Source organism: Streptococcus suis, from assembly GCF_002960625.1.
Lineage (GTDB): Bacteria > Bacillota > Bacilli > Lactobacillales > Streptococcaceae > Streptococcus > Streptococcus suis_T.
On the sequence record NZ_POJH01000021.1, the window covers coordinates 80,612 to 106,467 of the forward strand.

General features: G+C 43.4%; 29 protein-coding genes and 1 tRNA gene. 29 read left to right on the plus strand and 1 reads right to left on the minus strand.

Going from position 1 to position 25,856, the window contains the following annotated elements; all coding sequences use genetic code 11:
• The first annotated feature begins 1 nt into the window (after position 1).
• The 22 genes from C1G49_RS03905 to C1G49_RS04005 all read left to right on the plus strand — a co-directional run bounded on the left by C1G49_RS03905 (position 2) and on the right by C1G49_RS04005 (position 20,249).
• On the plus strand, positions 2 to 421 hold the full coding sequence (locus C1G49_RS03905) for a TM2 domain-containing protein (RefSeq protein ID WP_105124689.1): 420 nt from the start codon (positions 2 to 4) through the stop codon (positions 419 to 421).
• Between the two features lie 150 nt (positions 422 to 571).
• A complete protein-coding gene (locus C1G49_RS03910; RefSeq protein ID WP_105124690.1) occupies positions 572 to 1,060 on the plus strand; it encodes a VanZ family protein in 489 nt (162 codons plus the stop codon).
• 40 nt (positions 1,061 to 1,100) lie between these two features.
• Positions 1,101 to 2,228: a tRNA epoxyqueuosine(34) reductase QueG gene (queG, locus tag C1G49_RS03915; protein ID WP_105124691.1), complete on the plus strand. Its 1,128-nt coding sequence runs from the start codon at positions 1,101 to 1,103 to the stop codon at positions 2,226 to 2,228.
• A 34-nt stretch (positions 2,229 to 2,262) separates the two neighbouring features.
• Positions 2,263 to 3,358 (plus strand): peptide chain release factor 2 gene (gene prfB, locus C1G49_RS03920; RefSeq protein WP_105107351.1). Its coding sequence is split into 2 segments (ribosomal slippage): positions 2,263 to 2,334 and positions 2,336 to 3,358, totalling 1,095 coding nucleotides; the frame shifts between segments, so codons are not numbered across the junction.
• Positions 3,359 to 3,394: 36 nt separating this feature from the next.
• Positions 3,395 to 4,087, plus strand: coding sequence for a cell division ATP-binding protein FtsE (gene ftsE, locus C1G49_RS03925; RefSeq protein WP_105114296.1), 693 nt, complete (start codon positions 3,395 to 3,397; stop codon positions 4,085 to 4,087).
• A complete protein-coding gene (gene ftsX, locus C1G49_RS03930) occupies positions 4,080 to 5,009 on the plus strand; it encodes a permease-like cell division protein FtsX (RefSeq protein WP_161942077.1) in 930 nt (309 codons plus the stop codon). Before ftsE ends, ftsX begins: the two co-directional genes overlap by 8 nt.
• 249 nt (positions 5,010 to 5,258) lie before the next feature.
• Positions 5,259 to 5,331, plus strand: a tRNA-Thr gene (locus C1G49_RS03935).
• Positions 5,332 to 5,743: 412 nt separating this feature from the next.
• Entirely contained in the window at positions 5,744 to 7,471 is a 1,728-nt protein-coding gene (locus tag C1G49_RS03940) for an ABC transporter ATP-binding protein (protein WP_105118726.1), read from the plus strand.
• Complete coding sequence (locus C1G49_RS03945; RefSeq protein ID WP_105118727.1) at positions 7,471 to 9,210, plus strand: ABC transporter ATP-binding protein; 1,740 nt, start codon at positions 7,471 to 7,473, stop codon at positions 9,208 to 9,210. Before C1G49_RS03940 ends, C1G49_RS03945 begins: the two co-directional genes overlap by 1 nt.
• A gap of 137 nt (positions 9,211 to 9,347) precedes the next feature.
• Entirely contained in the window at positions 9,348 to 9,782 is a 435-nt protein-coding gene (locus C1G49_RS11145) for a hypothetical protein (RefSeq protein ID WP_193433992.1), read from the plus strand.
• Positions 9,727 to 10,437 (plus strand): ethanolamine utilization protein EutJ, encoded by a 711-nt coding sequence (locus C1G49_RS03950; protein ID WP_193433991.1) that lies wholly within the window; start codon positions 9,727 to 9,729, stop codon positions 10,435 to 10,437. The genes C1G49_RS11145 and C1G49_RS03950 overlap by 56 nt, the downstream gene beginning before the upstream one ends.
• Positions 10,438 to 10,513: 76 nt before the next feature.
• Positions 10,514 to 11,212: an HAD family hydrolase gene (locus tag C1G49_RS03955; protein WP_105124693.1), complete on the plus strand. Its 699-nt coding sequence runs from the start codon at positions 10,514 to 10,516 to the stop codon at positions 11,210 to 11,212.
• 115 nt (positions 11,213 to 11,327) lie between these two features.
• Entirely contained in the window at positions 11,328 to 11,909 is a 582-nt protein-coding gene (locus C1G49_RS03960; protein ID WP_161942078.1) for a carboxymuconolactone decarboxylase family protein, read from the plus strand.
• Positions 11,910 to 12,133: 224 nt separating this feature from the next.
• On the plus strand, positions 12,134 to 12,835 hold the full coding sequence (locus tag C1G49_RS03965; protein ID WP_105124695.1) for an N-acetylmannosamine-6-phosphate 2-epimerase: 702 nt from the start codon (positions 12,134 to 12,136) through the stop codon (positions 12,833 to 12,835).
• 54 nt (positions 12,836 to 12,889) lie between these two features.
• Entirely contained in the window at positions 12,890 to 14,203 is a 1,314-nt protein-coding gene (locus C1G49_RS03970) for an ABC transporter substrate-binding protein (RefSeq protein ID WP_105124696.1), read from the plus strand.
• Between the two features lie 155 nt (positions 14,204 to 14,358).
• Positions 14,359 to 15,246, plus strand: a complete 888-nt coding sequence (locus C1G49_RS03975; RefSeq protein ID WP_105114584.1) for a carbohydrate ABC transporter permease — start codon at positions 14,359 to 14,361, stop codon at positions 15,244 to 15,246.
• Between the two features lie 13 nt (positions 15,247 to 15,259).
• Positions 15,260 to 16,090, plus strand: coding sequence for a carbohydrate ABC transporter permease (locus C1G49_RS03980; protein ID WP_105114583.1), 831 nt, complete (start codon positions 15,260 to 15,262; stop codon positions 16,088 to 16,090).
• Between the two features lie 29 nt (positions 16,091 to 16,119).
• The gene (locus C1G49_RS03985; RefSeq protein ID WP_105124697.1) at positions 16,120 to 16,575 is read left to right on the plus strand and encodes a YhcH/YjgK/YiaL family protein; all 456 of its coding nucleotides are present in this window, start codon (positions 16,120 to 16,122) and stop codon (positions 16,573 to 16,575) included.
• 32 nt (positions 16,576 to 16,607) lie between these two features.
• The gene (locus C1G49_RS03990) at positions 16,608 to 17,267 is read left to right on the plus strand and encodes a YesL family protein (protein ID WP_105124698.1); all 660 of its coding nucleotides are present in this window, start codon (positions 16,608 to 16,610) and stop codon (positions 17,265 to 17,267) included.
• Positions 17,264 to 18,184: a dihydrodipicolinate synthase family protein gene (locus C1G49_RS03995; protein ID WP_044774636.1), complete on the plus strand. Its 921-nt coding sequence runs from the start codon at positions 17,264 to 17,266 to the stop codon at positions 18,182 to 18,184. Before C1G49_RS03990 ends, C1G49_RS03995 begins: the two co-directional genes overlap by 4 nt.
• Before the next feature lie 9 nt (positions 18,185 to 18,193).
• A complete protein-coding gene (locus tag C1G49_RS04000) occupies positions 18,194 to 19,084 on the plus strand; it encodes an ROK family protein (RefSeq protein WP_105124699.1) in 891 nt (296 codons plus the stop codon).
• Between the two features lie 196 nt (positions 19,085 to 19,280).
• The gene (locus tag C1G49_RS04005; protein WP_105124715.1) at positions 19,281 to 20,249 is read left to right on the plus strand and encodes an alpha/beta fold hydrolase; all 969 of its coding nucleotides are present in this window, start codon (positions 19,281 to 19,283) and stop codon (positions 20,247 to 20,249) included.
• A 39-nt stretch (positions 20,250 to 20,288) separates the two neighbouring features.
• Here the strand turns inward: C1G49_RS04005 and C1G49_RS04010 are convergent, their stop codons facing one another.
• Positions 20,289 to 21,101 (minus strand): MurR/RpiR family transcriptional regulator, encoded by an 813-nt coding sequence (locus tag C1G49_RS04010; protein ID WP_105118735.1) that lies wholly within the window; start codon positions 21,099 to 21,101, stop codon positions 20,289 to 20,291.
• Positions 21,102 to 21,200: 99 nt separating this feature from the next.
• On the opposite strand from C1G49_RS04010, the gene ybeY reads away from it, so the two are divergent.
• The 7 genes from ybeY to rpmG are packed head-to-tail and all read left to right on the plus strand — an operon-like array spanning position 21,201 to position 25,816.
• On the plus strand, positions 21,201 to 21,698 hold the full coding sequence (ybeY, locus tag C1G49_RS04015) for an rRNA maturation RNase YbeY (RefSeq protein ID WP_105124700.1): 498 nt from the start codon (positions 21,201 to 21,203) through the stop codon (positions 21,696 to 21,698).
• Positions 21,679 to 22,080: a diacylglycerol kinase family protein gene (locus C1G49_RS04020; protein WP_105124701.1), complete on the plus strand. Its 402-nt coding sequence runs from the start codon at positions 21,679 to 21,681 to the stop codon at positions 22,078 to 22,080. The genes ybeY and C1G49_RS04020 overlap by 20 nt, the downstream gene beginning before the upstream one ends.
• Before the next feature lie 16 nt (positions 22,081 to 22,096).
• The gene (gene era / locus C1G49_RS04025) at positions 22,097 to 22,996 is read left to right on the plus strand and encodes a GTPase Era (protein WP_002935752.1); all 900 of its coding nucleotides are present in this window, start codon (positions 22,097 to 22,099) and stop codon (positions 22,994 to 22,996) included.
• A gap of 56 nt (positions 22,997 to 23,052) precedes the next feature.
• Positions 23,053 to 23,880, plus strand: a complete 828-nt coding sequence (mutM, locus tag C1G49_RS04030; protein ID WP_105124702.1) for a DNA-formamidopyrimidine glycosylase — start codon at positions 23,053 to 23,055, stop codon at positions 23,878 to 23,880.
• Positions 23,873 to 24,475, plus strand: a complete 603-nt coding sequence (gene coaE / locus C1G49_RS04035) for a dephospho-CoA kinase (protein WP_105124703.1) — start codon at positions 23,873 to 23,875, stop codon at positions 24,473 to 24,475. The genes mutM and coaE overlap by 8 nt, the downstream gene beginning before the upstream one ends.
• Positions 24,462 to 25,670, plus strand: coding sequence for a multidrug efflux MFS transporter (locus C1G49_RS04040; protein WP_105124704.1), 1,209 nt, complete (start codon positions 24,462 to 24,464; stop codon positions 25,668 to 25,670). The genes coaE and C1G49_RS04040 overlap by 14 nt, the downstream gene beginning before the upstream one ends.
• Positions 25,667 to 25,816, plus strand: a complete 150-nt coding sequence (rpmG, locus tag C1G49_RS04045) for a 50S ribosomal protein L33 (RefSeq protein ID WP_012775228.1) — start codon at positions 25,667 to 25,669, stop codon at positions 25,814 to 25,816. The genes C1G49_RS04040 and rpmG overlap by 4 nt, the downstream gene beginning before the upstream one ends.
• Positions 25,817 to 25,856 lie beyond the last annotated feature (40 nt).

Below are 25,856 nucleotides of genomic sequence, written 5' to 3' on the forward strand. Positions count from 1 at the left end.
TATGAATTATTTACAAAATTATGTGTTTAGTAAGAGTAGTTATTTACCATCTGATAAGTTAATTCTGCTTCAGAAAGAACTAGAGGATTTGGACGAGGGAGCTTTGAATGCGCTGATGATGGTTGAATTGCGACAGCCAGTGATTGCCCTTATCTTAGCCATCTTTTTTGGTGAGTTTGGCATAGACCGTTTTTATATTGGGGACAAGCGGATGGGCTCGGCCAAGTTGATTACCTTTGGTGTGTCTTTTGTGACTCTTTTTATTCTCATTGGTATGCTCTTGTTTATGGGCTTATATGTGTGGAAATTCATTGACTGTTTTTTGATTATGAAGGCCTGTAAGGAGGCTAACTACCAACGGCTCATGGCTCAAATTCAACAGTTCAAAGCCTTTCAGTATGGCAATCGGACATTTTCCTAATAGAATGGGGAGGGAGGTTTTTCAAAACCTTCTTTTCTTCATTTCTTGTAAACTACTTGTAACAAGACCTGTGTATTGTCACAAAAGTGACATTTTTCATGTCCGTATTTGTGCTATAATGGTAAAATATGCTGGAAAGGGGGAGTTTTTATGCAGACTAGAAAAATGAGTATCCTTTTATTTCTAACCTACCTCCTTTTACTGACCTGGATGATTGTCTTTAAGATGGACTTGTCCATCCTGTACGGTCGGTATGATTTAGCCCAGTTCAATCTCATCCCTCTGGCAGGGACAGCCGTTTATAATGGGATTTTGAATTTTCCAGAAATTTTCTTTAATATTATTAGTTTCATTCCTTTTGGAATTTACATGGAAATCTTGTTTCGTAAGGCATCTTGGGTTTCCAATCTTATGCTGATTTTGTTGGTCAGTCTTCTATTTGAAGTGACCCAATATTTGCTTTTGTTAGGGATTGCAGATATAACGGATTTGCTGGCAAATGGTTTGGGCGGTGCCATCGGCATCAATATCATGTATGTATTGACGAGCATTTGGCATGAGAAAACTTACGCTCGCATGAATGTCTTTTCTTTGGTTCTTACGATTTTTGTTATATTAACAACTTATTTTCTTGTGTAATCCTTGCCAAAGATGGGAATGTTTTGTTAAAATGAAGAAAATGAATATCAAAGAAGAGATTATTAAGCTCTCTCAGGAAATAGGGATTTCTAAGATTGGTTTTACCACGGCAGATGATTTTGATTATCTGGAAAAATCCCTCCGAGCTAGCCAGGAAGAGGGGCGTTCGTCTGGATTTGAACATAAGAATATTGAAGAACGTATTCGTCCTAAGCTGTCTTTGCAGTCAGCTAAAACCATTATTTCTATAGCAGTAGCCTATCCACGACACTTGCCTGTCAAACCTCAAAAGACTCAGTTCAAACGTGGAAAAATCACACCCAGTTCTTGGGGCTTGGATTACCACTACATCTTACAAGATAAGATGGAACGTTTGGCTCGTGGGATCGAGCAATTGACGGACGGTCTGGAATATAAGGCTATGGTAGACACGGGGGCCTTGGTGGATACTGCCGTTGCTAGAAGAGCAGGAATTGGCTTTATCGGCAAGAATGGATTGGTTATCTCTAAGGAATTTGGCTCCTATATGTTTTTAGGGGAACTGGTGACCAATCTAGAAATTGAACCAGATCAGCCAGTTGACTATGACTGTGGGGACTGTAATCGTTGTGTTGCAGCCTGTCCTACGTCTTGTCTATTAGGGGATACGACAATGAATGCCCGTCGTTGTCTGTCTTTTCAGACCCAAGATAAGGGCATGATGGACTTAGAATTTCGCAAGAAAATCAAGACGGTCATCTATGGTTGTGATATTTGTCAGATTTGTTGTCCTTACAACAAGGGAATTTCCAGTCCTCCTGTGGTAGAGATCGATCCAGATTTGGCAGAACCAGAGTTAATTCCCTTTTTGGATTTGTCGAATGGACAGTTCAAGGAAAAATTCGGCCTGATTGCTGGTTCTTGGAGGGGAAAAAATATTCTTCAGCGCAATGCCATCATAGCCTTGGCCAATAGCAATGATCGCTCTGCCATTCCCAAACTCTTAGAAATCATCGATAAGAAACAAAATCCTGTCCACATGGCGACGGCTATCTGGGCTTTGGGACAGTTGGTGAAAGAGCCTAATGATGAGATGATAGATTTTATCGCAGGCATTCAATCAGATAACGCAGATGTCATAGCGGAGCAGACAGCATTTCTCAACTTGGTAAATAGACTACAAATGTGATATAATACAAAGATAAATAAAAAATGAGGTGTATATGGATACAGCAGAAATTCGCCAAAAGATTGAAGAACTTGGCAAGAAATTAACGTCTTTTAGGGGGTCTCTTTGACTTAGAAGGTCTGGAAGAAGAGATTGCCATTCTTGAGAATAAGATGACGGAGCCAGATTTTTGGAATGATAATTTGGCGGCACAAAAGACTTCCCAAGAATTAAATGAATTAAAAAACACCTACGGAAATTTCCATCAGATGTTGGATTTATATGATGAATCTGAAATTCTTTTGGATTTCCTCGCAGAAGACGAGTCGGTACGGGATGAGTTGGTAGAGAAGTTGGCGGAATTGGATAAGTCCATGACTGCCTATGAAATGACCTTGCTCTTGTCAGAACCCTATGACCACAATAATGCCATCTTGGAAATTCATCCAGGTTCGGGTGGTACCGAGGCTCAGGACTGGGGAGAAATGTTGCTTCGAATGTATCAGCGTTTTGGTAATGCCAAAGGTTTTACAGTAGAAACTTTGGATTATCAAGCTGGAGATGAGGCAGGCATTAAGTCAGTAACCCTTAGCTTTACAGGTCCAAATGCTTATGGTTTGCTCAAGTCTGAAATGGGTGTTCATCGCTTGGTGCGTATCTCACCATTTGACTCAGCAAAACGTCGCCATACTTCCTTTACATCGGTAGAAGTCATGCCAGAATTGGATGATACTATTGAAATTGAAATCAGGGATGATGAGGTCAAGATGGACACCTTCCGTTCAGGTGGTGCTGGTGGACAGAACGTTAACAAGGTATCGACAGGTGTGCGTTTGACGCACATTCCGACAGGGATTGTGACTCAATCCACAGTTGACCGTACTCAGTATGGCAACCGAGACCGTGCCATGAAACTTTTGCAGGCTAAATTATATCAATTAGAGCAGGAGAAGAAGGCGGCAGAAGTGGACTCACTCAAGGGAGATAAAAAAGAGATTACTTGGGGCAGTCAGATACGTTCCTATGTCTTTACGCCGTACACAATGGTTAAAGACCACCGGACAGGCTTTGAGGTAGCTCAGGTCGATAAGGTGATGGACGGTGATTTGGATGGCTTTATCGATGCTTACTTAAAATGGCGAATTAGCTAAAATCTAAAGAAAGGACTGTCTTAGACAGAATATCCTATGAGAATTATTGAAATGAAGAACGTTTCCAAGAAATATGGAAACGGAACGACGGCCCTTCGAGGAGTGTCCGTCAATGTTGAGGCTGGAGAGTTTGCCTATATTGTAGGTCCTTCAGGTGCAGGTAAGTCAACCTTTATCAAACTTTTGTATCGTGAAGAAAAGCTTGATAAGGGTAGTTTGACAGTTGGGAAGTTTGACCTGGCTAAAATCAAGAAGAGAGATGTCCCTTTGCTCCGTCGTAGTGTCGGAGTCGTTTTCCAGGACTATAAACTCTTACCGAAAAAGACTGTGTTTGAAAATATTGCCTATGCTATGGAAGTTATTGGCGAAAAACCGCGCAATATTAAAAAACGTGTTATGGAAGTCTTGGACTTGGTTGGTTTGAAGCATAAAATCCGTTCCTTCCCAAATGAATTATCTGGTGGTGAGCAGCAGCGTATCGCCATTGCCCGTGCTATTGTCAACAATCCTAAGGTATTGATTGCTGATGAGCCGACTGGTAACTTGGACCCAGAAAATTCCTGGGAAATTATGAACCTTTTGGAGCGGATCAATTTGCAGGGGACGACCGTTCTGATGGCGACCCACAATAGTCAGATTGTAAATACCCTCCGCCACCGCGTTATCGCGATCGAAGACGGTCGAGTGGTACGGGATGAAGAACAAGGAGAGTATGGATACGATGATTAGACGATTTTTTAGACACTTTATTGAGTCGCTCAAGAGTTTGAAGCGAAATGGCTGGATGACCGTTGCGGCTATTTCTTCAGTAACCATCACATTGGCTATGGTTGGTTTATTTGCTTCAGTTATTTTAAATACGGCAAAATTGGCTTCTGATTTGGAGCACAATGTTCGTATCAATGTTTACTTACGGGCCAATTCAACAGATCAGGCTGAAACGATTGTCAATGAGGCTGGTGAAACAGTAGCCAACCCTGATTTTAATAAGGTTTACAACCAAATCACAGCCCTTCCAAATGTGCAAACCGTTACTTACTCAAGTAAGGATGAACAGTTGAAAAAGCTGACCGACACTCTTGGTGAAACCTGGAATCTCTTCCAAGGAGATGCTAACCCGCTTTACGATGCCTATATTATTGATACGACAGATCCCCAGTATGTAAAATCGGTTGCGGCAGAAGTTGCAAAAATTGATGGGGTGACAGAGGTCCGTGATGGTGAGGTGGAGACCGAGCGTATTTTCAAATTGGCTTCAATGGTTCGTACATGGGGTCTTGCGGCGACAGGCTTGCTCTTGTTCACAGCCATCTTCTTGATTTCCAACACCATTCGGATTACCATTATTTCTCGTAGTCGTGAAATTCAGATTATGCGTTTGGTGGGTGCCAAGAATAGTTATATCCGTGGTCCTTTCCTTTGGGAAGGTGCCTGGGTGGGTCTACTTGGTGCGATTTTACCATCTGCCTTGGTTTATTTCCTCTATCAGATGTTTTACAATTCAGTCAATGCCAGTCTTGCCAGCCAAGACCTGTCCTTGATTAGCATGGATATTTTCATTCCAAGTATGGTTGGTTCCCTATTTGTAATTGGTATCCTCATCGGTTCGCTTGGTTCCGTTATTTCCATGAACCGTTACTTGAAAATTTAATGACAATAAAAGGTCCGCACTGATGCTAGTGACGGACCATATTTTTTTAAATTATGCATACGAGTGGTGAGAAGGGGAATCCATTTCTTCTTTGCTTGTGCAGTTATAGGAATATTTTATTGTATTAGTTGGCGCGGGTCATCTGTAGTGTTGTTAACTAAAAGCTAGGAAGAACTTTCAGGATTGAGGGGGTGCTTTTTTAAATAAGTGTTGACAAATAGATAAAATATGGTAAACTAATAAAGTACTGCTGGTTTAGCTCAGTCGGTAGAGCGCATCCATGGTAAGGATGAGGTCGCCGGTTCAATCCCGGCAACTAGCATAAAATAAGCTGAAAAACCCTTGAAACACAAGGGTTTTTGTTATGTCTGCCCCAAATTCTCCTCTGATATCAAAAAAATCTTGACTTGTCAGTTTATTATGTTAGAATAGGGCTTAGAAAAAAGAAAGGAGTAAAACAAATGAACACACAACTTGTCCTTCAGCAAGCTATTTTTTATCATACACTCCTTTCTAAGCAGGAAAACAGGGCTCATTGAAAGACTTTTGAAGTTTTCGTGGGCCTACTCTGGAATAGTGGGAAAGTCAGGCATGTCTTATCATGGTCAGGTGGGCTTTTCAGGGCTATTCGAGAGTTGGTCTATTTTTGTGGACTGAGCCATGCCTAGGTGGAGTGATAGACACCTAGGCTTTTTTGTGCTTAGAAAGGAATAGTTTTAACTTAAAGGAGAAATATGTTTAAATTGATATTTGATTACGTCAAACAACACAAGTGGCTCTACTTGCTGGTTGTTGTGACCTTGATTATTTACGATATAACCCTCTTGATACCAACGCAGATTATTCAGAGGATGGTGGATACGCTGACCAAGAATGGCTTGACTGAGCGGATTTTAGTCCAAGAGATGGGCCTCTTGCTTTTGGTGACCTTTCTCAATTATGGGATGGGTTTTATCTGGCATCTTAAGCTTTTTCAGGCTTCGGTTAATTTCAAATTTGATATGCAACAACGAGCCTTTAAAAAGATGGTGACAATGCGGACACCTTTTTATGAAAAATTTCGGTCTGGGGATGTCATGACCCGATTTTCTACGGATGTCGATGGGCTGATGGAGATGGTCGGCTATGGGCTCATGATTGTGGTCTATTCCGGTGGTATGTTGGCATTTATCATTCCTACCATGCTTTTGATTGACTGGAAGATTTCCTTCCTGGCTATCTTACCGATGATTTTTATGGCAGTTGCTTTCTTTTTCATTGGTCGCAAGCAGGATTTGGCTATTGATGCCAACCGTGAGGCAGTTGCACAGCTCAATAATGAGGTCTTGGAAGTTGTCGAGGGTATTCGTGTAACCCGTGCCTATAGCAAAAAGGCAACTCAAAAGGGGCAGTTTCAGGCTCGAACCAAGGAATTGGCGGATGGTGGGGACCGGATTACTACCCTGCAATCTCTTTATAACCCCTTGGCTACGGTCGGTCTGGGTTTGTCGACTATCTTTGTCTTGGTGCTTGGAGCAGGGGCAGTCAAGTCTGGTCAGCTTAGTCTGGGGCAGGTCATCGCCCTGCAACTCTATGTCAGTTCCCTCCTAGAGCCTTTCTGGACCCTGGCGGATTTCATACTAGTTTATCAGACAGGTAAGACTTCATTTGAAAAACTGCAGGAGCTGATTGAAACAGGAGATGACTTGGAAGTGGATGGCTCGGTAGAAATAGCCGAGCTAGATAGTATTTCTTTCAAGAACTACAGCTTTAGCTATCCTCAGTCGGACCGTCCGAGTTTGCAGGAGATTAACTGGACCTTGAAAGCCGGTCAGACAGTCGGGATTGTTGGGAAAACGGGTTCCGGCAAGACCAGTCTGGTTAGACAATTGTTACGTCAGTATCCAGTTGGGCAGGGTGAGTTTCTTGTTAATCATCAGTCTGTCCTTGACTTCAAACGCTCAAGCCTGGAGCAAAAAATTGGCTATGTTCCCCAAGAACACATTCTCTTTTCAAAATCTGTTGGGGAAAATATTGCCTTTGGTAAGCGTGACAGTAGTTTGGAAGAAATTGAAGCGGCTATCGCAACCGCAGCCTTTAGCCAGGACTTGGAGCGGATGAGTCATGGACTGGACACCATGATTGGCGAGCGGGGTGTGTCTATTTCTGGCGGTCAGAAACAACGGATTTCTATTGCGCGTGCCTTTTTACGAGAGCCAGACTTGCTCATTTTAGATGATTCCCTGTCAGCAGTTGATGCTCGAACAGAAGGCCAGATTATCCAAAATATCCAGAAAGAACGTGCAGGCAAGACCAATGTCATTGTGACCCACCGCCTGTCTGCTGTCAACCATGCGGACTGGGTACTGGTCTTGGATGAAGGTCGCATTGTAGAAGAAGGACGACCGGCAGACCTGCTAGCCCAAGAAGGCTGGTACTATGAACAATACCAGCGCCAACAAAGTCAGGAAGGAGGAGAATAATGAAGGTTTTAGGATTTTTATTGAAGCAAATTGGTCGCGTTAAGTGGCTCTTTACGTTTGCTGTTATCTGTTACTTAGCAGCTTCTAGTCTTTTGCGATTTGCCCCTCTCATTATTCAAAAAGCCATTGATGGACCTTTAAGGGCCTTGAGTGAAGGCAGACCCTTCCAAGAAGCCCTTTTCTTGCAGATGGCAAGTCAATATGTGGCCATGATTTTCTTGGGTGCACTTGGCTATTACCTTTCCATGCGGATCTTGATGCACTCGGCCAATAGGATCGCAGAGTATTTGCGCAACCAGGCCTATGATGTTATGCAGCACCTGCCCATTTCCTATTTTGATGATAAACCTGCCGGTAAGATTGCCACTCGTATTGTTAACGATACTGAAACCTTGCGCAATCAGTTTTACGGTACTCTTGTTAATGTCTTTAATAGTTTTATTCGCTTGCTTCTTACCTACGGGATTGTTTTCTACATCAATCCTAGTCTAGGTTTTGCTCTCTTGCTACTAATTCCAGTCTTTATCGGTATTCAATTTATCTATAAAAAGTTGACCGATAAGCCTATGAAGGATTTTTACGATGCTCGAAGTGAGGTCAATACTCAGGTCAATGAAACCATGAATGGTGCTAGTTTGATCCAGCTCTATGGTCAGGAAGAGAGAGTGCTAGCTGAGTTTGAAGCGACAGCAGATAAGATGCGCCTTGCAGATAACCAGATTATCTGGGCCCAATCCTGCTCGACATGGACCTTGACGGAGTTTCTGAAATTTCTGGTTGTGACAGGGATTTTAACCATTATTGGCTATCAATTCCTACAAGGTCAATCGAGCTTGTCACCGGGTAAATTATTTGTGTATATTGATTATATTGAAGGGATTTTTGTGTCCCTTGGTGCCTTGGTCAAGCAGTTTCCAAATCTCCTTCGGTCGATTGAAACAGGTAAGAGGTTGATGGGCTTGCTGGAAGAAGAAACGGAGCCCGATAGTAGTGCTGAATTGATGGTGACAGACGGTCAGGTGGTCTTTGACCAAGTGACCTTTGCCTACGAAGTTGGCAAGCCTATTCTCAAGGACATCTCCATTCAGGCAGAAAAGGGAGAAACCATTGCACTGGTGGGTCACACAGGCTCAGGCAAGTCCTCCATTATGAACCTCCTCTACCGTTTCTATGATCCTCAGGAGGGGCAGGTTTTGATTGATGGGAAAAATATCCGTGATTATTCCCGTGAGAGCCTGCGCAGTCACATGGGGATTGTCCTTCAGGATCCCTATCTCTTCACTGGAACCATCGCTAGCAACGTGGCTATGGATAAGGAGAAGATGGATAGACAGGCAGTCATAGAGGCCCTGGAAAAAGTTGGAGCAGGTCCAATGCTTGCTCGCTTGGAACAAGGTATCGATGAACCAGTATTTGAAAAGGGGTCAACCTTCTCTAGTGGGGAACGCCAGCTAATTGCTTTTGCCCGCACCCTTTACTCCAATCCCAAAATCTTGATTTTGGATGAGGCGACTTCTCATATCGATACGGAAACAGAAGAAATTATCCAGCACGCTATGGAAGTGGTCAAGGAAGGGCGGACCACCTTTATCATCGCCCATCGTCTGTCCACTATTCAAAATGCAGACCAGATTTTGGTCTTGGACCAAGGTCGTATTATTGAACGTGGCAAACATGAGGAGCTGCTTGCCTTGGGCGGTGTTTATGCGCAGATGCATGAGATACAGGCTAGGGTGTAGGAGAAGGGGAGTATAGTCATTTTTTATAGGATGGATAAATAATATATATTAGTAAGGATCTTCTTTTTCTGATAGGATAGGGGTAACTCGTTTAAACTTGTTATAATCAGTCATCATATCTATCACGGAGGTCCAATATGAAAAGAAGTTTAGTCCAAGTCCCCCTAGCCCTTTCAGGTCTGCTACTGGCTCTGGTAGCTTTGGCCAATCTATTAGATCCGGTTCATTCCCTTATCAAGCCAAGTTTGCAAGCCCTTGCCCTGCTGGGCTTTAGTCTCTTGTTTACCAGAATTTTTGCTGTCTGGTCAAAAACAAGAGGCTGGGCAAAAAGTCCAGCCTCTCTTCTCAGGGTTCGCATCAACATCTCAGCGCAGTGGTTGATTGGCAGATTTGTTCGTGTTTCACACTCCAAATCTGACCTAATCAACTGTGCGGGGGTGGGAAGACGAACTCTTTTTTTGTCCAGTCGAGTTCTTTCCCACTCCCATTGTTGCTTCTTGTTTTGCTACGCTTTTTATGGGCTTGTTATTGCTGATAGCCAGTCTTCCTCCTCTACCTTTGGGAATTGGTAAAGGAATTTGGCTGACTCTGGTCGCCCTGTATGGAATCTATATTGTCTATTTCTCAATTCGTTTTATCAGTCAAAGGAAGTTGGAGTTAGTTTTTCCAAGCTGGTTTATCGTCTATGTAGGTTTTGCCATGGTCGGGGTGACTGCGCCAGTCTATCAGGCCTTTAGACTAGGATGGTTTTCTCTGATTTTTGCGGGAATTTCCTTTGCTATCTTGTTGCCAGTTGTTGTGTATCGTTTGCTGCGTGTTAAATTGGTTCAGGCTCAATTTCCCCTGTTAGCTATCTTTGCAGCTCCGACTGCCCTGCTCTTAACTGCCTATCTTCAATTGGCAGAGCAGGTAGATTTGCGCTTGCTTGTGTTTTTGTTAGTCCTGTCACAATCCTTCTATCTAACAGTGGTTCTCTCGCTCAGACGATTGACCAAAAATGGTTTTAGTCCTCTCTTTGCAGCCTTTACTTTTCCACTTGTCAGCTCTGCTATTTCCCTAAAACTGACCCTAGGGAAGTTGGTGGGACTTCAATCTTTGCTGTTCTTTGTCTTGCAAGTGGAGATCATCCTGGCGACGCTTGTGATTGCGGGAGTAGCTTTTCTGTATATCAATCACCTGTCAAGAGAGTTAGTCAGTGTTTGGTCCTCGGCTGAGGAGAGTGTGTAGGTCTGTGAAGGGATCTGGCAATGATTCAAAGCAGAAAATCTAGTCAAGAGGCTAGGTTTTTTGTTATAATCAAAGCATGAAAGCAGTGATTTTTGATTTAGATGACACCTTGTATGACCAAATCCAGCCCTTCAAAAAGGCTTTGGATAGGCATTTGCAGGTGGATGATGAGCTAGTCGGTCCCCTTTATCTAGCCTTTCGTCATCATGCGGATCAGGTATTTGAAGCAGCAGCGACTGGCAAGATGAGTTTAAAGGACAGTCATATCTATCGGATGAAAGCAGCTCTAGCTGACTTTGGATTTCAGGTATCGGATGCTCTAGCTTTGACCATTCAGATTGATTATGATTATTTCCAAGGGCAGTTGGAGCTTAGTCCCATATTTCCGGCGATTTTTTCCTATTGTAAAGAAAGGGGACTTGCACTTGGGATTATAACAAACGGTCCTCATCGCCACCAATTGCGTAAGGTACGTACCTTGGGTCTCTTGAATTGGTTTGAGCAAGACTTAATTCTTATTTCAGGTCAGTTGGGTGTAGCAAAACCGAATCCTCATATTTTTAAGGTTATGGAGCAACGTTTAGGATTTACCTCTGATGAGATTTGCTATGTAGGTGATTCCTTTGAGAATGATGTCATAGGGGCCAAGGCTTGTGGTTGGAAGGCTATTTGGTTTAATCATAGGTTACGTCCAGCCCCTGAAACCAGTGTCAGCCCAGACAAGATAGTGGACAAGTGGGAGGACTTAAAAGAGGCGATTGTCCAGATGGATTAGCCTTTTTTTATGGGTGTGATAGATAAAATATATTAGTAGGTTGCCTATTTTTATGATAGGATAGTGCTATATCATGGAAGTCAGGATTGATGACTTGATGTAAAAAAATCATGAAATGGAGTATCCTATGACACAAGCAATTTTCCCTATTCATACCTTGGACACTGTTAGACCTGATTTGAAAGAAAATTTGGAAACGGTCAAGAAAAATAATGGCGGCTACATCCCCAACCTGATTGGACTTTTAGCCAATTCTCCAACTGCCTTGGAAACCTATCAGACAGTAGGAGGTATCAATCGCCGCAACAGCCTGACACCGACTGAACGTGAAGTCGTGCAAATCACAGCAGCGGTTGCTAATGGGTGTGGCTTCTGTGTAGCAGGTCATACTGCTATATCGATCAAGCAAATCAAGATGCCATATGAGATTTTGCAGGCTCTTCGTCAGGGGACGCCTATTGAGGCAGATGCGAAATTGGATACACTGGCTCGTTTTACCCTAGCGGTAATTCATGAAAAAGGTAAGGTCGGCGACCAGTTACTAGAAGAACTCTTCCAAGCCGGCTATACAGCTGAGAATGCCTTGGATGTTGTGCTAGGTGTTAGCCTTGCAACCCTCTGTAACTACGCAAATAACCTGATTAACACCCCAATCAATCCCGAACTGCAGCCCTATGCTTTGAAAGATGAAGAATAGAATTTGAAAACCAGTCGAACTAGCCGGCTGGTTTTTCAATTTTAGCAAGTGAAACTATTTTTATAAAAAAGTTAGAAAATAGAAAGTAGTTTCAAAAAATCCCCTTTTCTTTCTTCAGACAGAAATTAAAATTTAAATGTAAAAGTCTGTTGAAAAGATGTCAATATATTGTATAATAATAATGTAAGCGCTAACTCGGATCCGGTAATAGAAAGGAGAAATGAATGGCTACCATCAGCAAAGAAGCCTTAAAAGAACAAATTAAAGATGGCATTATTATTTCCTGTCAAGCTTTACCAGGTGAGCCTTTATATAGTGAAGAAGGCGGAGTTATTCCTCTATTGGTCAAGGCAGCCCAGGAAGCGGGTGCTGTAGGTATTCGAGCAAACAGTGTTCGAGATATTAAAGAAATCAAGGAAGTAACCGATTTACCTATTATCGGAATTATCAAGAGAGATTACCCTCCTCAGGAGCCTTTCATTACGGCAACGATGAGAGAGGTGGACGAGCTAGCTGAGCTAGACATTGCAGTTATTGCCCTGGATTGCACCAAACGTGAGCGTTATGATGGTCTGGACATTGTCGATTTTATCAAACAAATCAAAGAAAAATATCCACATCAACTCTTCATGGCAGATATTTCCACCTATGAAGAAGGGGTGGCAGCCTACGAGGCAGGTATTGATTTTGTTGGCACGACCCTATCAGGCTACACATCCTATAGCCGACAAGAAGATGGACCGGATATTGAGCTGGTTGACCGACTTTGCCGTGCTGGGATTGATGTCATCGCAGAAGGAAAAATCCACTATCCAGATCAAGCTAGAACCATTCACGATTTAGGTGTGGCAGGTATCGTCGTTGGCGGAGCCATTACTCGTCCTAAGGAAATAGCAGAGCGGTTTATCCAGGCTCTGAAAAAATAGTTACATAGTCTAATAACCCCATATGGGGAAGCAAAAAAATAAAGGAGAAGAATGATGAAAAAAATCATACATTCATTGTTAGCTGGTGTGGCAGTTTTGTCACTCGCAGCATGTAGTGGTGGTAGCAGTAATACAACTGCTGAAAAAACAGCTGAATCAAGTGCTTCTGGTAAGACAGAAATCACTTGGTGGGTCTTCCCAGTATTCACACAGGAGAATACAGAAGACGGTGTTGGTACCTATGAGCAAAAAATTATTGCTGCTTTTGAGGAAGCTAACCCAGACATTACTGTAAAACTGGAAACCATTGACTTTACATCTGGTCCAGAAAAAATCACGACTGCTATTGAAGCAGGTACTGCTCCAGACGTTCTCTTCGATGCACCAGGCCGTATCATCACCTACGGAAAAAATGGTAAATTGGCTGAATTGAACGACCTCTTCACAGATGAATTTGTCAAAGATGTGAACAACGATAACATCATTCAAGCATCTAAGGCTGGTGATACTGCCTACATGTACCCACTCAGCTCTGCTCCATTCTATATGGCCTTCAACAAAGCGATGTTGAAAGATGCTGGTGTTCTTGACCTTGTAAAAGATGGCTGGACAACAGACGACTTTGAAAAAGTCATCAAGGCTTTGAAAGACAAGGGTTACAACCCTGGTTCCCTCTTCTCTAACGGTCAAGGTGGTGACCAAGGTACTCGTGCCTTCTTGGCAAACCTTTACAGTGGTAGCATCACAGACGAAGGCGTAACTAAGTATACTACTGATTCAGAGCAAATGATCAAAGCCTTGGATAAGGCAGCTGGCTGGATTAAAGACGGCTACATGATGAACGGCTCTCAATACGCAGGTGGCGATGACATCCAAAACTTTGCAAACGGTCAAACTTCTTACACTATCCTTTGGGGTCCTGCTCAAAATGGTATCCAAGGACAATTGTTAGAAGCATCTAAAGTAGAAGTTCTTGAAGTACCATTCCCATCTGAAGATGGTAAAGCAGCTCTCGAATACCTTGTAAACGGCTTTGCAGTCTTCAACAATGGCGACGAAGCTCGTGTAGCAGCGTCTAAGAAATTCATCCAGTTCATCGCAGATGACAAAGAATGGGGTCCTAAGAACGTTGTTCGTACAGGTGCCTTCCCAGTTCGTACATCATTTGGTGCTCTCTATGATGACGAACGCATGGCTACTATTGACAAGTGGACTGGTTACTACTCACCATACTACAACACAATTGATGGATTTGCTGAAATGAGAACTCTTTGGTTCCCAATGCTTCAAGCTGTATCAAATGGCGAAAAAGAAGCAGAGGCTGCTTTGAAAGAATTCACTGAGCAAGCAAACGCAACCATTAAATAAATGAATTGAATGAGGCTCCTTTTCTCTGTTAGCTATTCAATAGATATGGAAAAGGAGCCATTCCTTTCATGCTTTGTGAAAATCAAGAATTATTTTTTCAGTAGGTATTTTGATTTTCATAAAGAATGATTACGAATAGAATTGAGGTGTTCTAAGTGCAGATAAATAAGATTAGAATGCGGGAAACCATTGTATCCTATACCTTCTTGGCTCCTATTCTCATTTTCTTCACCATTTTTGTACTAGCTCCAATGATCATGGGATTTGTCACCAGTTTCTTTAACTATACCATGACAGATTTCACCTTTGTTGGACTGGATAACTATGTACGGATGTTTAATGATCCGATCTTTATCAAATCTCTGATTAACACGTTGATTATCGTGGTTGGTTCAGTGCCAGTAGTTGTCTTCTTTTCAGTCTTTGTCGCTTCGCAGACCTATGAAAAGAATGTCATCGCTCGTTCCTTCTACCGTGCAGTTTTCTTCCTGCCTGTTGTAACGGGTTCCGTTGCTGTAACGGTTGTTTGGAAATGGATTTACGATCCACTATCAGGTATTTTGAACTTTGTCTTGAAATCTGGTGGAATCATCGAGCAAAACATCAGTTGGCTGGGAGATAAGCAATGGGCCTTGTTAGCCATTATCATTATCCTTTTGACAACTTCAGTTGGTCAGCCTATTATCCTCTACATTGCAGCTCTGGGAAATATTGATAATTCCTTGGTAGAGGCTGCGCGTGTGGATGGTGCCAATGAGCATCAGGTTTTCTGGCAAATCAAATGGCCAAGCCTCTTGCCAACAACTCTTTATATTGCAGTTATTACAACCATTAACTCCTTCCAATGTTTTGCCCTTATTCAGCTCTTAACTTCGGGTGGTCCAAACTATTCGACTTCGACCCTCATGTACTACTTGTACGAAAAGGCCTTTAAGTTGTCTGAATATGGTTATGCAAATACCATGGGTGTTTTCCTAGCAGTCATGATTGCCTTGATTTCCTTTGCCCAATTTAAGATTTTGGGTAATGATGTGGAGTACTAGAAAGGAGGAGACCATGAAAAAGAAAAACATTACGCCTTTTGGTGTCATTTCAACCATTATTTTGCTCTTGTTGACTATCCTTTTCATCTTTCCTTTCTACTGGATTATGACAGGGGCCTTTAAGTCACAGCCTCATACCATTGTCATTCCACCTCAGTGGTGGCCAACCCAGCCAACCTTGGAAAACTTTACCAAGTTGACAGTACAGAACCCAGCCTTACAATGGCTATGGAACTCTGTCTTCATTTCCTTGGCGACCATGATTTTGGTTTGTATGACTTCCTCCCTAGCAGGTTATGTCTTGGCTAAGAAACGTTTCTACGGACAGCGGATTTTGTTCTCAATCTTCATCGCTGCCATGGCTCTTCCTAAACAGGTTGTACTTGTGCCTCTGGTACGGATTATCAACTTTATGGGTATTCATGATACCTTAGCGGCAGTTATTCTACCCTTAGTTGGCTGGCCATTCGGTGTTTTCTTGATGAAGCAATTCTCAGAAAATATTCCGACAGAACTCTTGGAATCTGCTAAGATTGATGGTTGTGGAGAAGTGTCTACCTTCTGGAATGTTGCCTTTCCAATTGTCAAACCAGGTTTTGCGGCCTTGGCTATCTTTACCTTTATCAACTCTTGGAATGACTACTTCATGCAGTTGGTTATGTTGACTTCTCGTCAGAATTTGACTATTTCGCTAGGTGTTGCAACCATGCAGGCTGAAATGGCAACCAACTATGGTGTTATTATGGCGGGAGCTGCTATGGCTGCAGTGCCAATCGTTACTGTCTTCCTTGTCTTCCAAAAATCCTTTACTCAAGGTATCACCATGGGAGCGGTTAAAGGCTAAGAATTCGGATAGTTGGTGGAGAAAGATACATGATTTATGATCATATTGACAATTGTTCACAATATAAGGGACTACATCCCAATTTGGATCTTGCCTTGGCTGTTTTGGAAAAGGGTGATTTTCGCGAGCAGGATCTAGGCAGGTATGAAATCGCTGGTCAGGCCGTCTATTATTTCCTCCAGGAAAATACTCTTTCAGAAGAGTTCAAGGAGGAATTTGAATACCATCGTTCCTACGCGGATATCCATTTTGTTATCAGCGGACAGGAACAAATTTCTTACGGTTGTCGTCTGGTTAGAGAAGATACTGGTTTTGATCCAGCAAGTGATATCGGTTTTGTTCCGAGTGAAAAATGGGTGGATTGCCTACTTGATGGGAATTACTTTGCCATTTTCCTACCTGGTGAGGTTCATCAGCCAAACCAATGGGCAGGTGGACAAAAGACTGTCCGCAAGTTTGTCATTAAAGTCTTACTAGACGATTAGTTCTCAACTACAATAGAAAGGGGAAGATGTAAATGAAAGGAAAGGGTGGTAGAACACTGGTTCAGTCCTTGTTTGATGTTAATCATCCAGCATGGCAACTGGTAGAAAAACTCTTTGATCTCATGCTCTTAAATGGCTTAACTGTTTTGGCAAGTCTTCCTCTTTTTACCTTGGGAATTGCCAAACTAGCTCTCCAAGCGAGTTTATGGGACATGAATGAAGAAGGGAAAATCAAGGTCTGGTCGACCTACTGGGGTCATTTTGGTCGCCAGTGGAAACAGGGCTTGGTCTTGTCACTGGTAGAAATTGGGCTAACGACATTTTGCCTCTTGGATCTATATCTGATTTGGGGTCAGGCTGGTCTGGTATTTGACAGTTTTCGTGCAAGCTGTATTGCCATCCTACTCTTTAGTCAGCTACTTTGGGTCTATCTCTACCCGTTAGCCAGTCGATTTGATTTGCAGTTGAAAGACTTATTCCTAAAAGGAATTTTATGCCTGGGGAATATGCTGTCCTTGACCGCTATGGTTGGTCTGGTCTTTCTACTTGTAGCTACTATCCTCTTTTATTCAGACCTGACATTTTTAATCGGTCTGGTTTGTCTACTATTTTTTGCCTATGCGGGCCTATCCTTTCTATTCATTAGAGAATTTGGGTCAAGAATAAAAACAGTTAAAAAGGAATTAGAATGAAAGATTTATCGAAATATCATGGAATTATCCCAGCCTTCTATGCCTGTTATGACGAGGCTGGTGAGATTAGTTCAGAACGTGTAAAAGCTCTGGTTCAGTATTTCATTGACAAGGGTGTTCAAGGGCTTTATGTCAACGGTTCGTCTGGCGAATGCATTTACCAAAGTGTGGCAGACCGCAAGCAAATTCTTGAAGCGGTCATGGAAGTTGCCAAGGGTAAATTGACCATCATCAACCATGTGGCTTGTAACAATTTGAAGGACAGTGTGGAGCTAGCTCGTCATTCGGAAGAATTGGGTGTTGATGCTATTGCAGCCATCCCACCGATTTACTTCCGTTTGCCAGAGTACAGCATTGCTGCTTACTGGAACGGTATTAGTGCAGCCGCACCAAATACAGATTTCATCATCTACAATATTCCGCAACTGGCAGGTGTGTCCTTGACACCAAGTCTTTATAAGGAAATGCTGAAAAATCCACGCGTGGTCGGTGTGAAAAATTCCTCTATGCCGGTGCAGGATATTGATACCTTTGTAACCCTTGGTGGCGAAGACTATGTGGTATTCAATGGTCCAGATGAGCAATTCTTAGGTGGTCGCCTCATGGGCGCTAAGGGTGGAATTGGGGGCACCTATGGTGCTATGCCAGAACTCTTCCTGCGTTTGAACCAATTGATTGCGGACAAGGACTTGGAAACAGCCCGTCAATTGCAGGCGACTATCAATACTATTATTGGTAAACTGGTTTCCGGTCATGGTCATATGTACGCTGTCATCAAGGAAGTCATCCGTATCAATGATGGCTTGGATATTGGTTCTGTTCGTGAACCTCTGACAGCCTTGACGGAAGAAGACTTGATCATTGCCCAAGAAGCAGCTCAGGTCATTCGCGATGCTAAGGAAAGATTTGGTGCCTAGGAGGTGTCTATGAAAACCTATCTTGCTATTGATATTGGCGGAACTCAGATTAAATATGGTCGTCTGGATGAAGCGGGTCAGGTCCTAGAAAGTTATAAGATAGACACGGAAGCCCACAAGGGCGGCCCCCATATCCTAGCGACAGTCAAAAAACTTGTGGAAGATTTTCATGCCCAAGATGCCCTTTCAGGTGTAGCTATTTCATCAGCTGGGATGGTTGACCCTGACAAGGGAGAGATTTTCTATTCAGGGCCACAAATTCCAAACTATGCTGGTACCCAGTTTAAGTCTGAAATTGAAACAAGTTTCGGACTTCCTTGTGAGATTGAAAATGATGTCAACTGTGCAGGACTAGCAGAAGGTATTTCAGGTGCTGGTCAAGGTAGTCGGATTTCCATTTGCTTGACCATTGGAACGGGCATTGGAGGTTGCTTGCTAGTGGACGGTCAAATCTTCCATGGCTTTAGTAATTCAGCCTGTGAGGTCGGCTATCTCCACCTTTCAGATGGGGCTTTCCAAGACCTGGCTTCAACGACGGCTCTTGTCCAAGAAGTGGCTCGTTTACATGATCAGGATCCAGCAGACTGGAACGGCTATAAGATTTTCCAGGAAGCCAAGGCAGGAGATGCTCACTGTATTGCTGCCATTGACCGAATGGTCAACTATCTTGGTCAAGGTATTGCCAATATCTGCTATGTAGCCAATCCAGAAGTGGTCATTCTTGGCGGTGGTATTATGGCGCAAAAAGAGTATCTTTATGAGAAAATCCAAGCAGCTCTTAAGGCAAACCTGGTTTCAAGTCTAGCAGACAAGACCAAGCTAGCCTTTGCAGAGCATGAGAATGCAGCTGGTATGCTGGGTGCGTTTTATCATTTCCAACAAAAGCAGGGGCTACTATAATATAGTATTTTAGTTTATCTTTTATTACTTCGTTAACTCGCTTTGCCGTACTTCAGTACAGCCTGCAGCTCGTTGCCTAGTACTAAAAGCAAACTAAAAGACTACATACAATAAGATGGAGAGCTTCCTTCCCTTTCTCTTCTCCTTTAGATTTGGAAGCTTTCCGTCTTTTTTCTAGTTGTAGAGAGGTTGAATGATGATTGATAATATGACCTTGCAGGATATGCTGACCTATCGTGGTCGGCAGGAAATACCTGCAGATTTCGATGCTTTCTGGCAAAATGAAAAAAATCAGTTGACAGGTCTAGCAGACCATGTATTACTTGAAAAAGAATGTGGCTTGCCTCATGTAGCTTGCTACGAACTGACCTTTACGGGTACAAATGGTTCCAAGGTTTTTGCCAAGTGCCTCTTTCCAAAGAGTGAGCAAGCTGTTCCCGTTCTCTTTTATTTCCATGGTTACCAGGGTCAAGGACCCGACTGGTCTGAGAACTTGAAATTTTTAGCAGCTGGTTATGGGGTAGTAGCTATGGACGTCCGTGGGCAGGCTGGTCGTTCTCAAGACTTGGGGCAATTTGATGGTCTCACTGTTAAGGGGCAGGTTATTCGAGGGATGCTTCAAGGACCAGACCACTTGTTTTATAAGGATGTCTATCTGGATGTCTATCAGCTGATTGAGATTATTGCCAGCTTGGACTTTGTTGACCAGAAGCGCCTGGTGTCTTACGGTGCCTCACAGGGAGGGGCCTTGGCCTTGGTGGCTGCTGCTCTCAGTCCCCACATCAGTAAAACGGTAGCCATCTATCCTTTCTTATCTGACTTTAAACGGGTCTTGGAACTTGGCAATAATAGTGAAGCCTACGACGAATTGTTTCGATATTTCAAATTTTCAGATCCGTTTTATGAAAGGGAAGAGGAAGTTCTTCGAACCCTATCCTATATTGATGTAAAAAATCTGGCTCACTTGATTTCATGCCCAGTAGCTATGGTGACGGGCTTAGAAGATGGAGTTTGTCCTCCATCAACCCAATTTGCTATCTACAATCGACTGGAAGTTGAAAAAGAAATGAAAATCTTACCAGAATATGCCCACGATGCCATGCATGTAAAGGTTAATGACTATGTCTATGATTATTTAATCGGGACACGTTTTTCGGCTAACTAATTAAAGGCACTACTTGAAATACAGTAGTGCCTTTTGTGCTTATTCCTTGATGGTTTGTTTGAAAATACTTTCTTTTCTGTCCTTGTCGATGGATAAAAAATAGGCGTAGATAACATCAAGCATGATGAGGAGGGGAATTTGAGGGGAAATACGGTTGCCATAGTTGAGATGGCGGACAGAGGCGACTGGAATGACTTGGTCAAAGGGGGACTGAGAAGGTGTCTTGGTGGTTAGAAGGGCAGTTGTGCTCCCTTTCTGAGCAGCCAAGTGTAAGTGTTCGATGACTTCTTCTGTCTGACCGGACAAGGAGAGTCCAATGACCAAGCAGGTCTGATCTAGGATATTGGTTGTCCAAATGAGGTTGTTTTTATCTGTAATGGCATCACAAACGACCCCCAGTCGCATAAAACGGGATTTGATTTCCATGGCCACTAAGCCAGAACTACCTATACCATAGAAGTAGACACGTTTACTACTGTCAATGAGCTTGGCAATTTCTTCCAATTTTTCTTCATCCACTAAATTGTTGGTGGCAGTCAAGATTTCTTCGTAGTCGATCAAGACTTTTTTCGTCAGGCTGCGCTGCAATTTCTCAAAATGCTTATCCAAATACTGCTGGTTATTTTGAAATGCGAAAACAAATTCCCTGTAGCCAGAAAATCCACATTTTTTAGCAAACCTGGTCAGAGCAGATGGGGAAATATGCAGGGTTTGGGTGGTGTTTTCAAGGCTGAGATCAGCACTGGCAGGGTCCAACTGGGTAAAGTAGCTGGCTATTTGCTTTTCAAGCCTTGTCATTTGGTCCAAATGAGCTTCGATAATTGCAGTAATATGTTTCGGTGTTTGTAACATTTTCCATTCCTTTGATAGCTTCTGAGGATATTATACCACTAAAAACTCCTCATTGATAGGTTTTGTGTTATAATGGAACTGTAAAGGGAACGTAGTGTTATGTATATTGAAATGATTGATGAAACAGGGCAGGTTTCTGCTCAGATGCAGGAGCAGATTACGGATTTGCTCCAGTTTGCTGCCGAAAAAATTGGCAAGCAGAATAAGGAAATGGCTGTGACCTTTGTGGATAATAAGCGTGTCCATGAAGTGAACTTGGAGTACCGTGGGATTGACCGTCCTACAGATGTAGTCAGCCTAGAGTATAAGCCAGAAAACGAGATTTTCTTCGACGAGGAAGACTTGCAGGACAATCCTGAATTGGCTGAAATGATGGAAGATTTTGATGCCTATATTGGTGAGTTGTATATTTCTATCGATAAGGCGCGTGAGCAAGCTGAAGATTATGGTCATAGCTACGAGCGCGAAATGGGCTTTTTAGCTGTACACGGTTTTCTGCATATCAATGGCTATGATCATTATAGACCAGAAGATGAGGCAGAAATGTTTGGTTTACAAGAAGAAATTTTGACAGCTTATGGACTTACAAGAAAATAATTCAAAAAATCGTTGGAAAAATAGGGAGTTGATGGCCAGTTTGGACTTTGCTATGTCAGGTCTTTTGACGGCTTTCAAGGAAGAGCGCAACATGAAGAAGCATCTAGCTTCAGCTGTCCTAGTTGTGCTTGCGGGATTGATTTTTCAGGTATCTGTTACAGAATGGCTTTTCCTCTTGCTTAGTATCAGTTTGGTCATTGCTTTTGAAATCATGAACTCAGCTATCGAGAGTGTAGTGGATTTGGCTTCTGACTATCATTTCCACCTATTAGCTAAGAATGCAAAAGACATGGCAGCAGGGGCAGTCTTGTTTGTGTCAGGCTTTGCCCTGGTGACCGGTCTTATTATCTTTGTGCCGAAAATTTGGGACTTTATTTTTTAGAAGTTAAGGAGAATTCATGACATTTAAGTCAGGTTTTGTGGCGATTTTAGGTCGTCCAAACGTTGGGAAATCAACCTTTCTCAACTATGTAATGGGGCAAAAAATTGCTATCATGAGCGATAAGGCTCAAACAACCCGTAATAAGATTATGGGCATTTATACGACAGAGGAAGAGCAGATTGTCTTCATTGACACACCAGGAATTCACAAACCCAAGACGGCTTTAGGAGATTTTATGGTGGAATCTGCCTACAGCACCCTGCGTGAAGTGGACACGGTCCTCTTTATGGTGCCAGCTGATGAAAAAAGAGGCAAGGGTGACGACATGATTATGGAGCGGCTCAAGCAGGCAAAAGTTCCAGTTATCCTCGTTGTTAACAAGATTGATAAGGTTCATCCAGACCAGTTACTTGAGCAGATTGATGATTTCCGTCAACAGATGGACTTCAAGGAAATTGTGCCCATTTCTGCTACCCAAGGGAACAATGTCAATCGCTTGATGGAAATTCTCAAGGAAAACCTGGACGAAGGTTTCCAATATTTTCCTGCGGACCAAATCACTGACCACCCAGAACGTTTCTTGGTGTCTGAGATGATTCGGGAGAAGGTTTTGCACCTGACCCGTGAGGAAATTCCGCACTCTGTCGCCGTTGTCATCGAGTCCATGAAACGTGATGAATTTACCGACAAGGTTCACATTCGTGCGACCATTATGGTAGAGCGTGATAGCCAGAAAGGCATCATCATCGGCAAGCAAGGAGCCATGCTCAAGAAAATTGGTTCCATGGCCCGCCGCGATATCGAACTCATGTTAGGCGACAAAGTCTTCCTCGAAACCTGGGTCAAGGTCAAGAAAAACTGGCGTGACAAAAAACTAGACCTCGCCGATTTTGGTTATAATGAGAAGGAATATTAAGAAGGTTAAAGTAGATTGCTGAGCTGAGCTCAGCAATTTCTGTGAGGAGGATAAGTATGCCCGAATTACCCGAGGTTGAGACGGTTCGTCGTGGTTTGAATAGGCTTGTCAGGGGAAAGGTCATCGCCAAGGTGGAGGTGACCTATGCCCCTATGATTAAGACTGGTGTGGATGTCTTCTGTCAGGAATTGCTTGGTCAGGAGATTTTAGATGTGGACCGTCGTGGCAAGTATCTCTTGATTTACCTGACGGACCATGTCCTCATTTCCCACTTGCGAATGGAGGGCAAGTACAATTTCTTTCCTGACCAGGTGCCTGCCAACAAGCACTTCCATGCCTTTTTTACCTTCACAGACGGTTCAACCTTGGTTTATCAGGATGTCCGCAAGTTTGGGACCATGGAACTGCTGGGCAAGGCAGATGTGGATACCTATTTTATCAGTCGAAAAATTGGTCCTGAGCCGACGGAGGAAGATTTTGACTTAGAAGAATTTGCACTCAAGTTAGCTAAGTCGAGAAAGCCCATTAAGTCGTATCTTTTGGACCAGTCTTTGGTGGCTGGTTTGGGCAATATCTATGTCGATGAGGTCTTGTTTAAGGCCCAAGTTCATCCTGCACAGACGAGTAATCTGTTGTCGGCAGAGCAGGTGGCGGACCTCCGTCAAGCCACCATAGAAGTTCTGCAATTAGGTATCGAAAAAGGTGGCTCAACCATTCGGACCTATAAGAATGCCTTGGGCATGGACGGGACCATGCAGGATTATTTACAAGTTTATGGAAAGACAGGGCGGGTCTGTCCCCGTTGCCAGACAGAGATTGTCAAAATCCAGTTGGGCGGTCGTGGGACACATTTCTGTCCTCAGTGTCAGGTGAAAGATGGCTAAAGTTATCGGTCTAACAGGCGGTATCGCCTCTGGAAAATCAACCGTTACAGCTTTTCTGAGAGAACAAGGTTATCCAGTCATCGATGCGGATGCGGTTGTTCACGAATTACAGGTCAAGGGCGGCAAACTCTATCAGGTCTTACTGGCTGAGTTTGGGGAAGCAATCCTGTCAGCTGATGGCAGTCTAGATAGGGCTAAGCTGGGTCAGGCTGTTTTTGCGGATAGCAAATTGCGGGCTCGTTTATCTGTCTTGCAGGACCAGATTATCAGGCAGGAGCTGTTGGCTAGAAGGGATGCCCTCAAGCAGACCGAACCAGTGATTTTCATGGATATTCCCCTGCTCTACGAGGCGGATTATAGCGGGGAGGTAGATGAAGTCTGGCTGGTCTATGTCGATAGAGCGCAGCAGTTGGAACGGCTTATGAAACGCAATGGCTTAGCTGTTCAAGATGCGGAAAATCGGCTGGCAGCTCAGCTTTCTTTAGAGGAAAAACGGTTGCAAGCCCAGGTGGTGATTGACAATAGGGGAGCGGTTGAGGCGACCTTAGCACAGGTTGCGCAACTTTTGGAGGAAATGAAAGATGGACGAGGCTAGTCATTATTGGCAGCGAAATTTGAAGGTAGCTTGGTTGGGCAACTTCTTAACGGGTGTCAGCTTTACCTTGGTCATGCCCTTTATCTCGGTCTTCGTAGAGGAGTTGGGAGTGGGAGCGGGGCAGGTGGAATACTATGCAGGGCTGGCGGTGTCGGCAAATGCCTTTGCAGCAGCGGTCATGGCACCAATATGGGGGAGTTTGGCGGACCGTTACGGTCGCAAGCCCATGATGGTGCGGGCTGCTTTTGCGATGATTTTTACTATGGGTGGTATGGCCTTTGTGCCTAATGTTTTTTGGCTGATTGTCCTACGGGTCTTGAACGGGATGTTTACAGGCTATATTCCTAATGCCACGGCCTTGATTGCCAGTCAGGTACCCAAGGACAAGACAGGTTATGCTCTGGGGACCTTGTCAACGGGAGCTGTTGCTGGAAACTTGATTGGACCAACCCTTGGTGGCTTTCTAGCCGAGTTGGTTGGGGTTCATGCTGTTTTTCTCCTTGTTGGACTTCTCTATGCCTTGGTTGTAGTGCTGACCATTTTCCAAATTCGAGAGGACTTTAAACCTTTGAAGAAAGAAGACCAACTGACCATTTCAGAGGTCTTTGCCCAGGTCAAAGATAGGCAGATGTTGGTGGGGCTTTTTGTGACTTCTATGGTCATCATCGCAGCGGCTCAGGCTGTGGTGCCAATTCTGACCCTCTATGTGCGCCATTTGGGTCAGTCGGATAACCTGCTCTTTGTGGCTGGTTTTATCATCTCCCTGCCTGGCATGGCTTCATTGGTAACATCGGGTTATCTTGGAAAATTAGGTGATAAGATTGGTAATCATCGACTGTTGTTGCTGGCCTTGTTTTATAGTCTGTTGATCAATGTTCTCTGCGTCTTTGCTCAAAATCCTTTCCAACTTGGTCTTTTGCGGTTCCTTTATGGATTTGGAACAGGTGCCCTATTGCCTTCGGTCAATTCTCTTTTGACAAAGCTGACGCCTAAAGAAGGGATTTCAAGGATATTTTCCTATAACCAGATTTTCAACAATATGGGGTCTGTTATCGGGCCCATGTTGGGGTCAAGTGTAGCAGCTCAACTGGGCTATGACTGGGTCTTTTACTTGTCCAGTGGCTTAGTATTGTTCAATTTATTGTGGTCCTTGACCAATTTTAGAAATTACTTGAAAGTAAGGGATGTTTCGTGAGAGTAAAAATCAATTTGCAATGTTCAGAATGTGGCAGTAAGAATTATCTGACGAGTAAGAATGCCAAGACCCATCCAGATAAGATAGAGGTCCTAAAATACTGTCCAAAAGAGAGAAAAGTGACCCTTCATCTTGAAACCAAGTAGGTTTTATGGTACAATGATAAAAGTTATTGTAGAAAGTGAA

Coding starts and splice junctions, on each gene's coding strand:
- C1G49_RS03905 (WP_105124689.1), top strand. CDS start 2: ATGAATTATTTACAAAATTATGTGTTTAGTAAGAGTAGTTATTTACCA.
- C1G49_RS03910 (WP_105124690.1), top strand. CDS start 572: ATGCAGACTAGAAAAATGAGTATCCTTTTATTTCTAACCTACCTCCTT.
- queG (WP_105124691.1), top strand. CDS start 1,101: ATGAATATCAAAGAAGAGATTATTAAGCTCTCTCAGGAAATAGGGATT.
- ftsE (WP_105114296.1), top strand. CDS start 3,395: ATGAGAATTATTGAAATGAAGAACGTTTCCAAGAAATATGGAAACGGA.
- ftsX (WP_161942077.1), top strand. CDS start 4,080: ATGATTAGACGATTTTTTAGACACTTTATTGAGTCGCTCAAGAGTTTG.
- C1G49_RS03940 (WP_105118726.1), top strand. CDS start 5,744: ATGTTTAAATTGATATTTGATTACGTCAAACAACACAAGTGGCTCTAC.
- C1G49_RS03945 (WP_105118727.1), top strand. CDS start 7,471: ATGAAGGTTTTAGGATTTTTATTGAAGCAAATTGGTCGCGTTAAGTGG.
- C1G49_RS11145 (WP_193433992.1), top strand. CDS start 9,348: ATGAAAAGAAGTTTAGTCCAAGTCCCCCTAGCCCTTTCAGGTCTGCTA.
- C1G49_RS03950 (WP_193433991.1), top strand. CDS start 9,727: ATGGGCTTGTTATTGCTGATAGCCAGTCTTCCTCCTCTACCTTTGGGA.
- C1G49_RS03955 (WP_105124693.1), top strand. CDS start 10,514: ATGAAAGCAGTGATTTTTGATTTAGATGACACCTTGTATGACCAAATC.
- C1G49_RS03960 (WP_161942078.1), top strand. CDS start 11,328: ATGGAGTATCCTATGACACAAGCAATTTTCCCTATTCATACCTTGGAC.
- C1G49_RS03965 (WP_105124695.1), top strand. CDS start 12,134: ATGGCTACCATCAGCAAAGAAGCCTTAAAAGAACAAATTAAAGATGGC.
- C1G49_RS03970 (WP_105124696.1), top strand. CDS start 12,890: ATGAAAAAAATCATACATTCATTGTTAGCTGGTGTGGCAGTTTTGTCA.
- C1G49_RS03980 (WP_105114583.1), top strand. CDS start 15,260: ATGAAAAAGAAAAACATTACGCCTTTTGGTGTCATTTCAACCATTATT.
- C1G49_RS03985 (WP_105124697.1), top strand. CDS start 16,120: ATGATTTATGATCATATTGACAATTGTTCACAATATAAGGGACTACAT.
- C1G49_RS03990 (WP_105124698.1), top strand. CDS start 16,608: ATGAAAGGAAAGGGTGGTAGAACACTGGTTCAGTCCTTGTTTGATGTT.
- C1G49_RS03995 (WP_044774636.1), top strand. CDS start 17,264: ATGAAAGATTTATCGAAATATCATGGAATTATCCCAGCCTTCTATGCC.
- C1G49_RS04000 (WP_105124699.1), top strand. CDS start 18,194: ATGAAAACCTATCTTGCTATTGATATTGGCGGAACTCAGATTAAATAT.
- C1G49_RS04005 (WP_105124715.1), top strand. CDS start 19,281: ATGATTGATAATATGACCTTGCAGGATATGCTGACCTATCGTGGTCGG.
- C1G49_RS04010 (WP_105118735.1), bottom strand. CDS start 21,101: ATGTTACAAACACCGAAACATATTACTGCAATTATCGAAGCTCATTTG.
- ybeY (WP_105124700.1), top strand. CDS start 21,201: ATGTATATTGAAATGATTGATGAAACAGGGCAGGTTTCTGCTCAGATG.
- C1G49_RS04020 (WP_105124701.1), top strand. CDS start 21,679: ATGGACTTACAAGAAAATAATTCAAAAAATCGTTGGAAAAATAGGGAG.
- era (WP_002935752.1), top strand. CDS start 22,097: ATGACATTTAAGTCAGGTTTTGTGGCGATTTTAGGTCGTCCAAACGTT.
- mutM (WP_105124702.1), top strand. CDS start 23,053: ATGCCCGAATTACCCGAGGTTGAGACGGTTCGTCGTGGTTTGAATAGG.
- coaE (WP_105124703.1), top strand. CDS start 23,873: ATGGCTAAAGTTATCGGTCTAACAGGCGGTATCGCCTCTGGAAAATCA.
- C1G49_RS04040 (WP_105124704.1), top strand. CDS start 24,462: ATGGACGAGGCTAGTCATTATTGGCAGCGAAATTTGAAGGTAGCTTGG.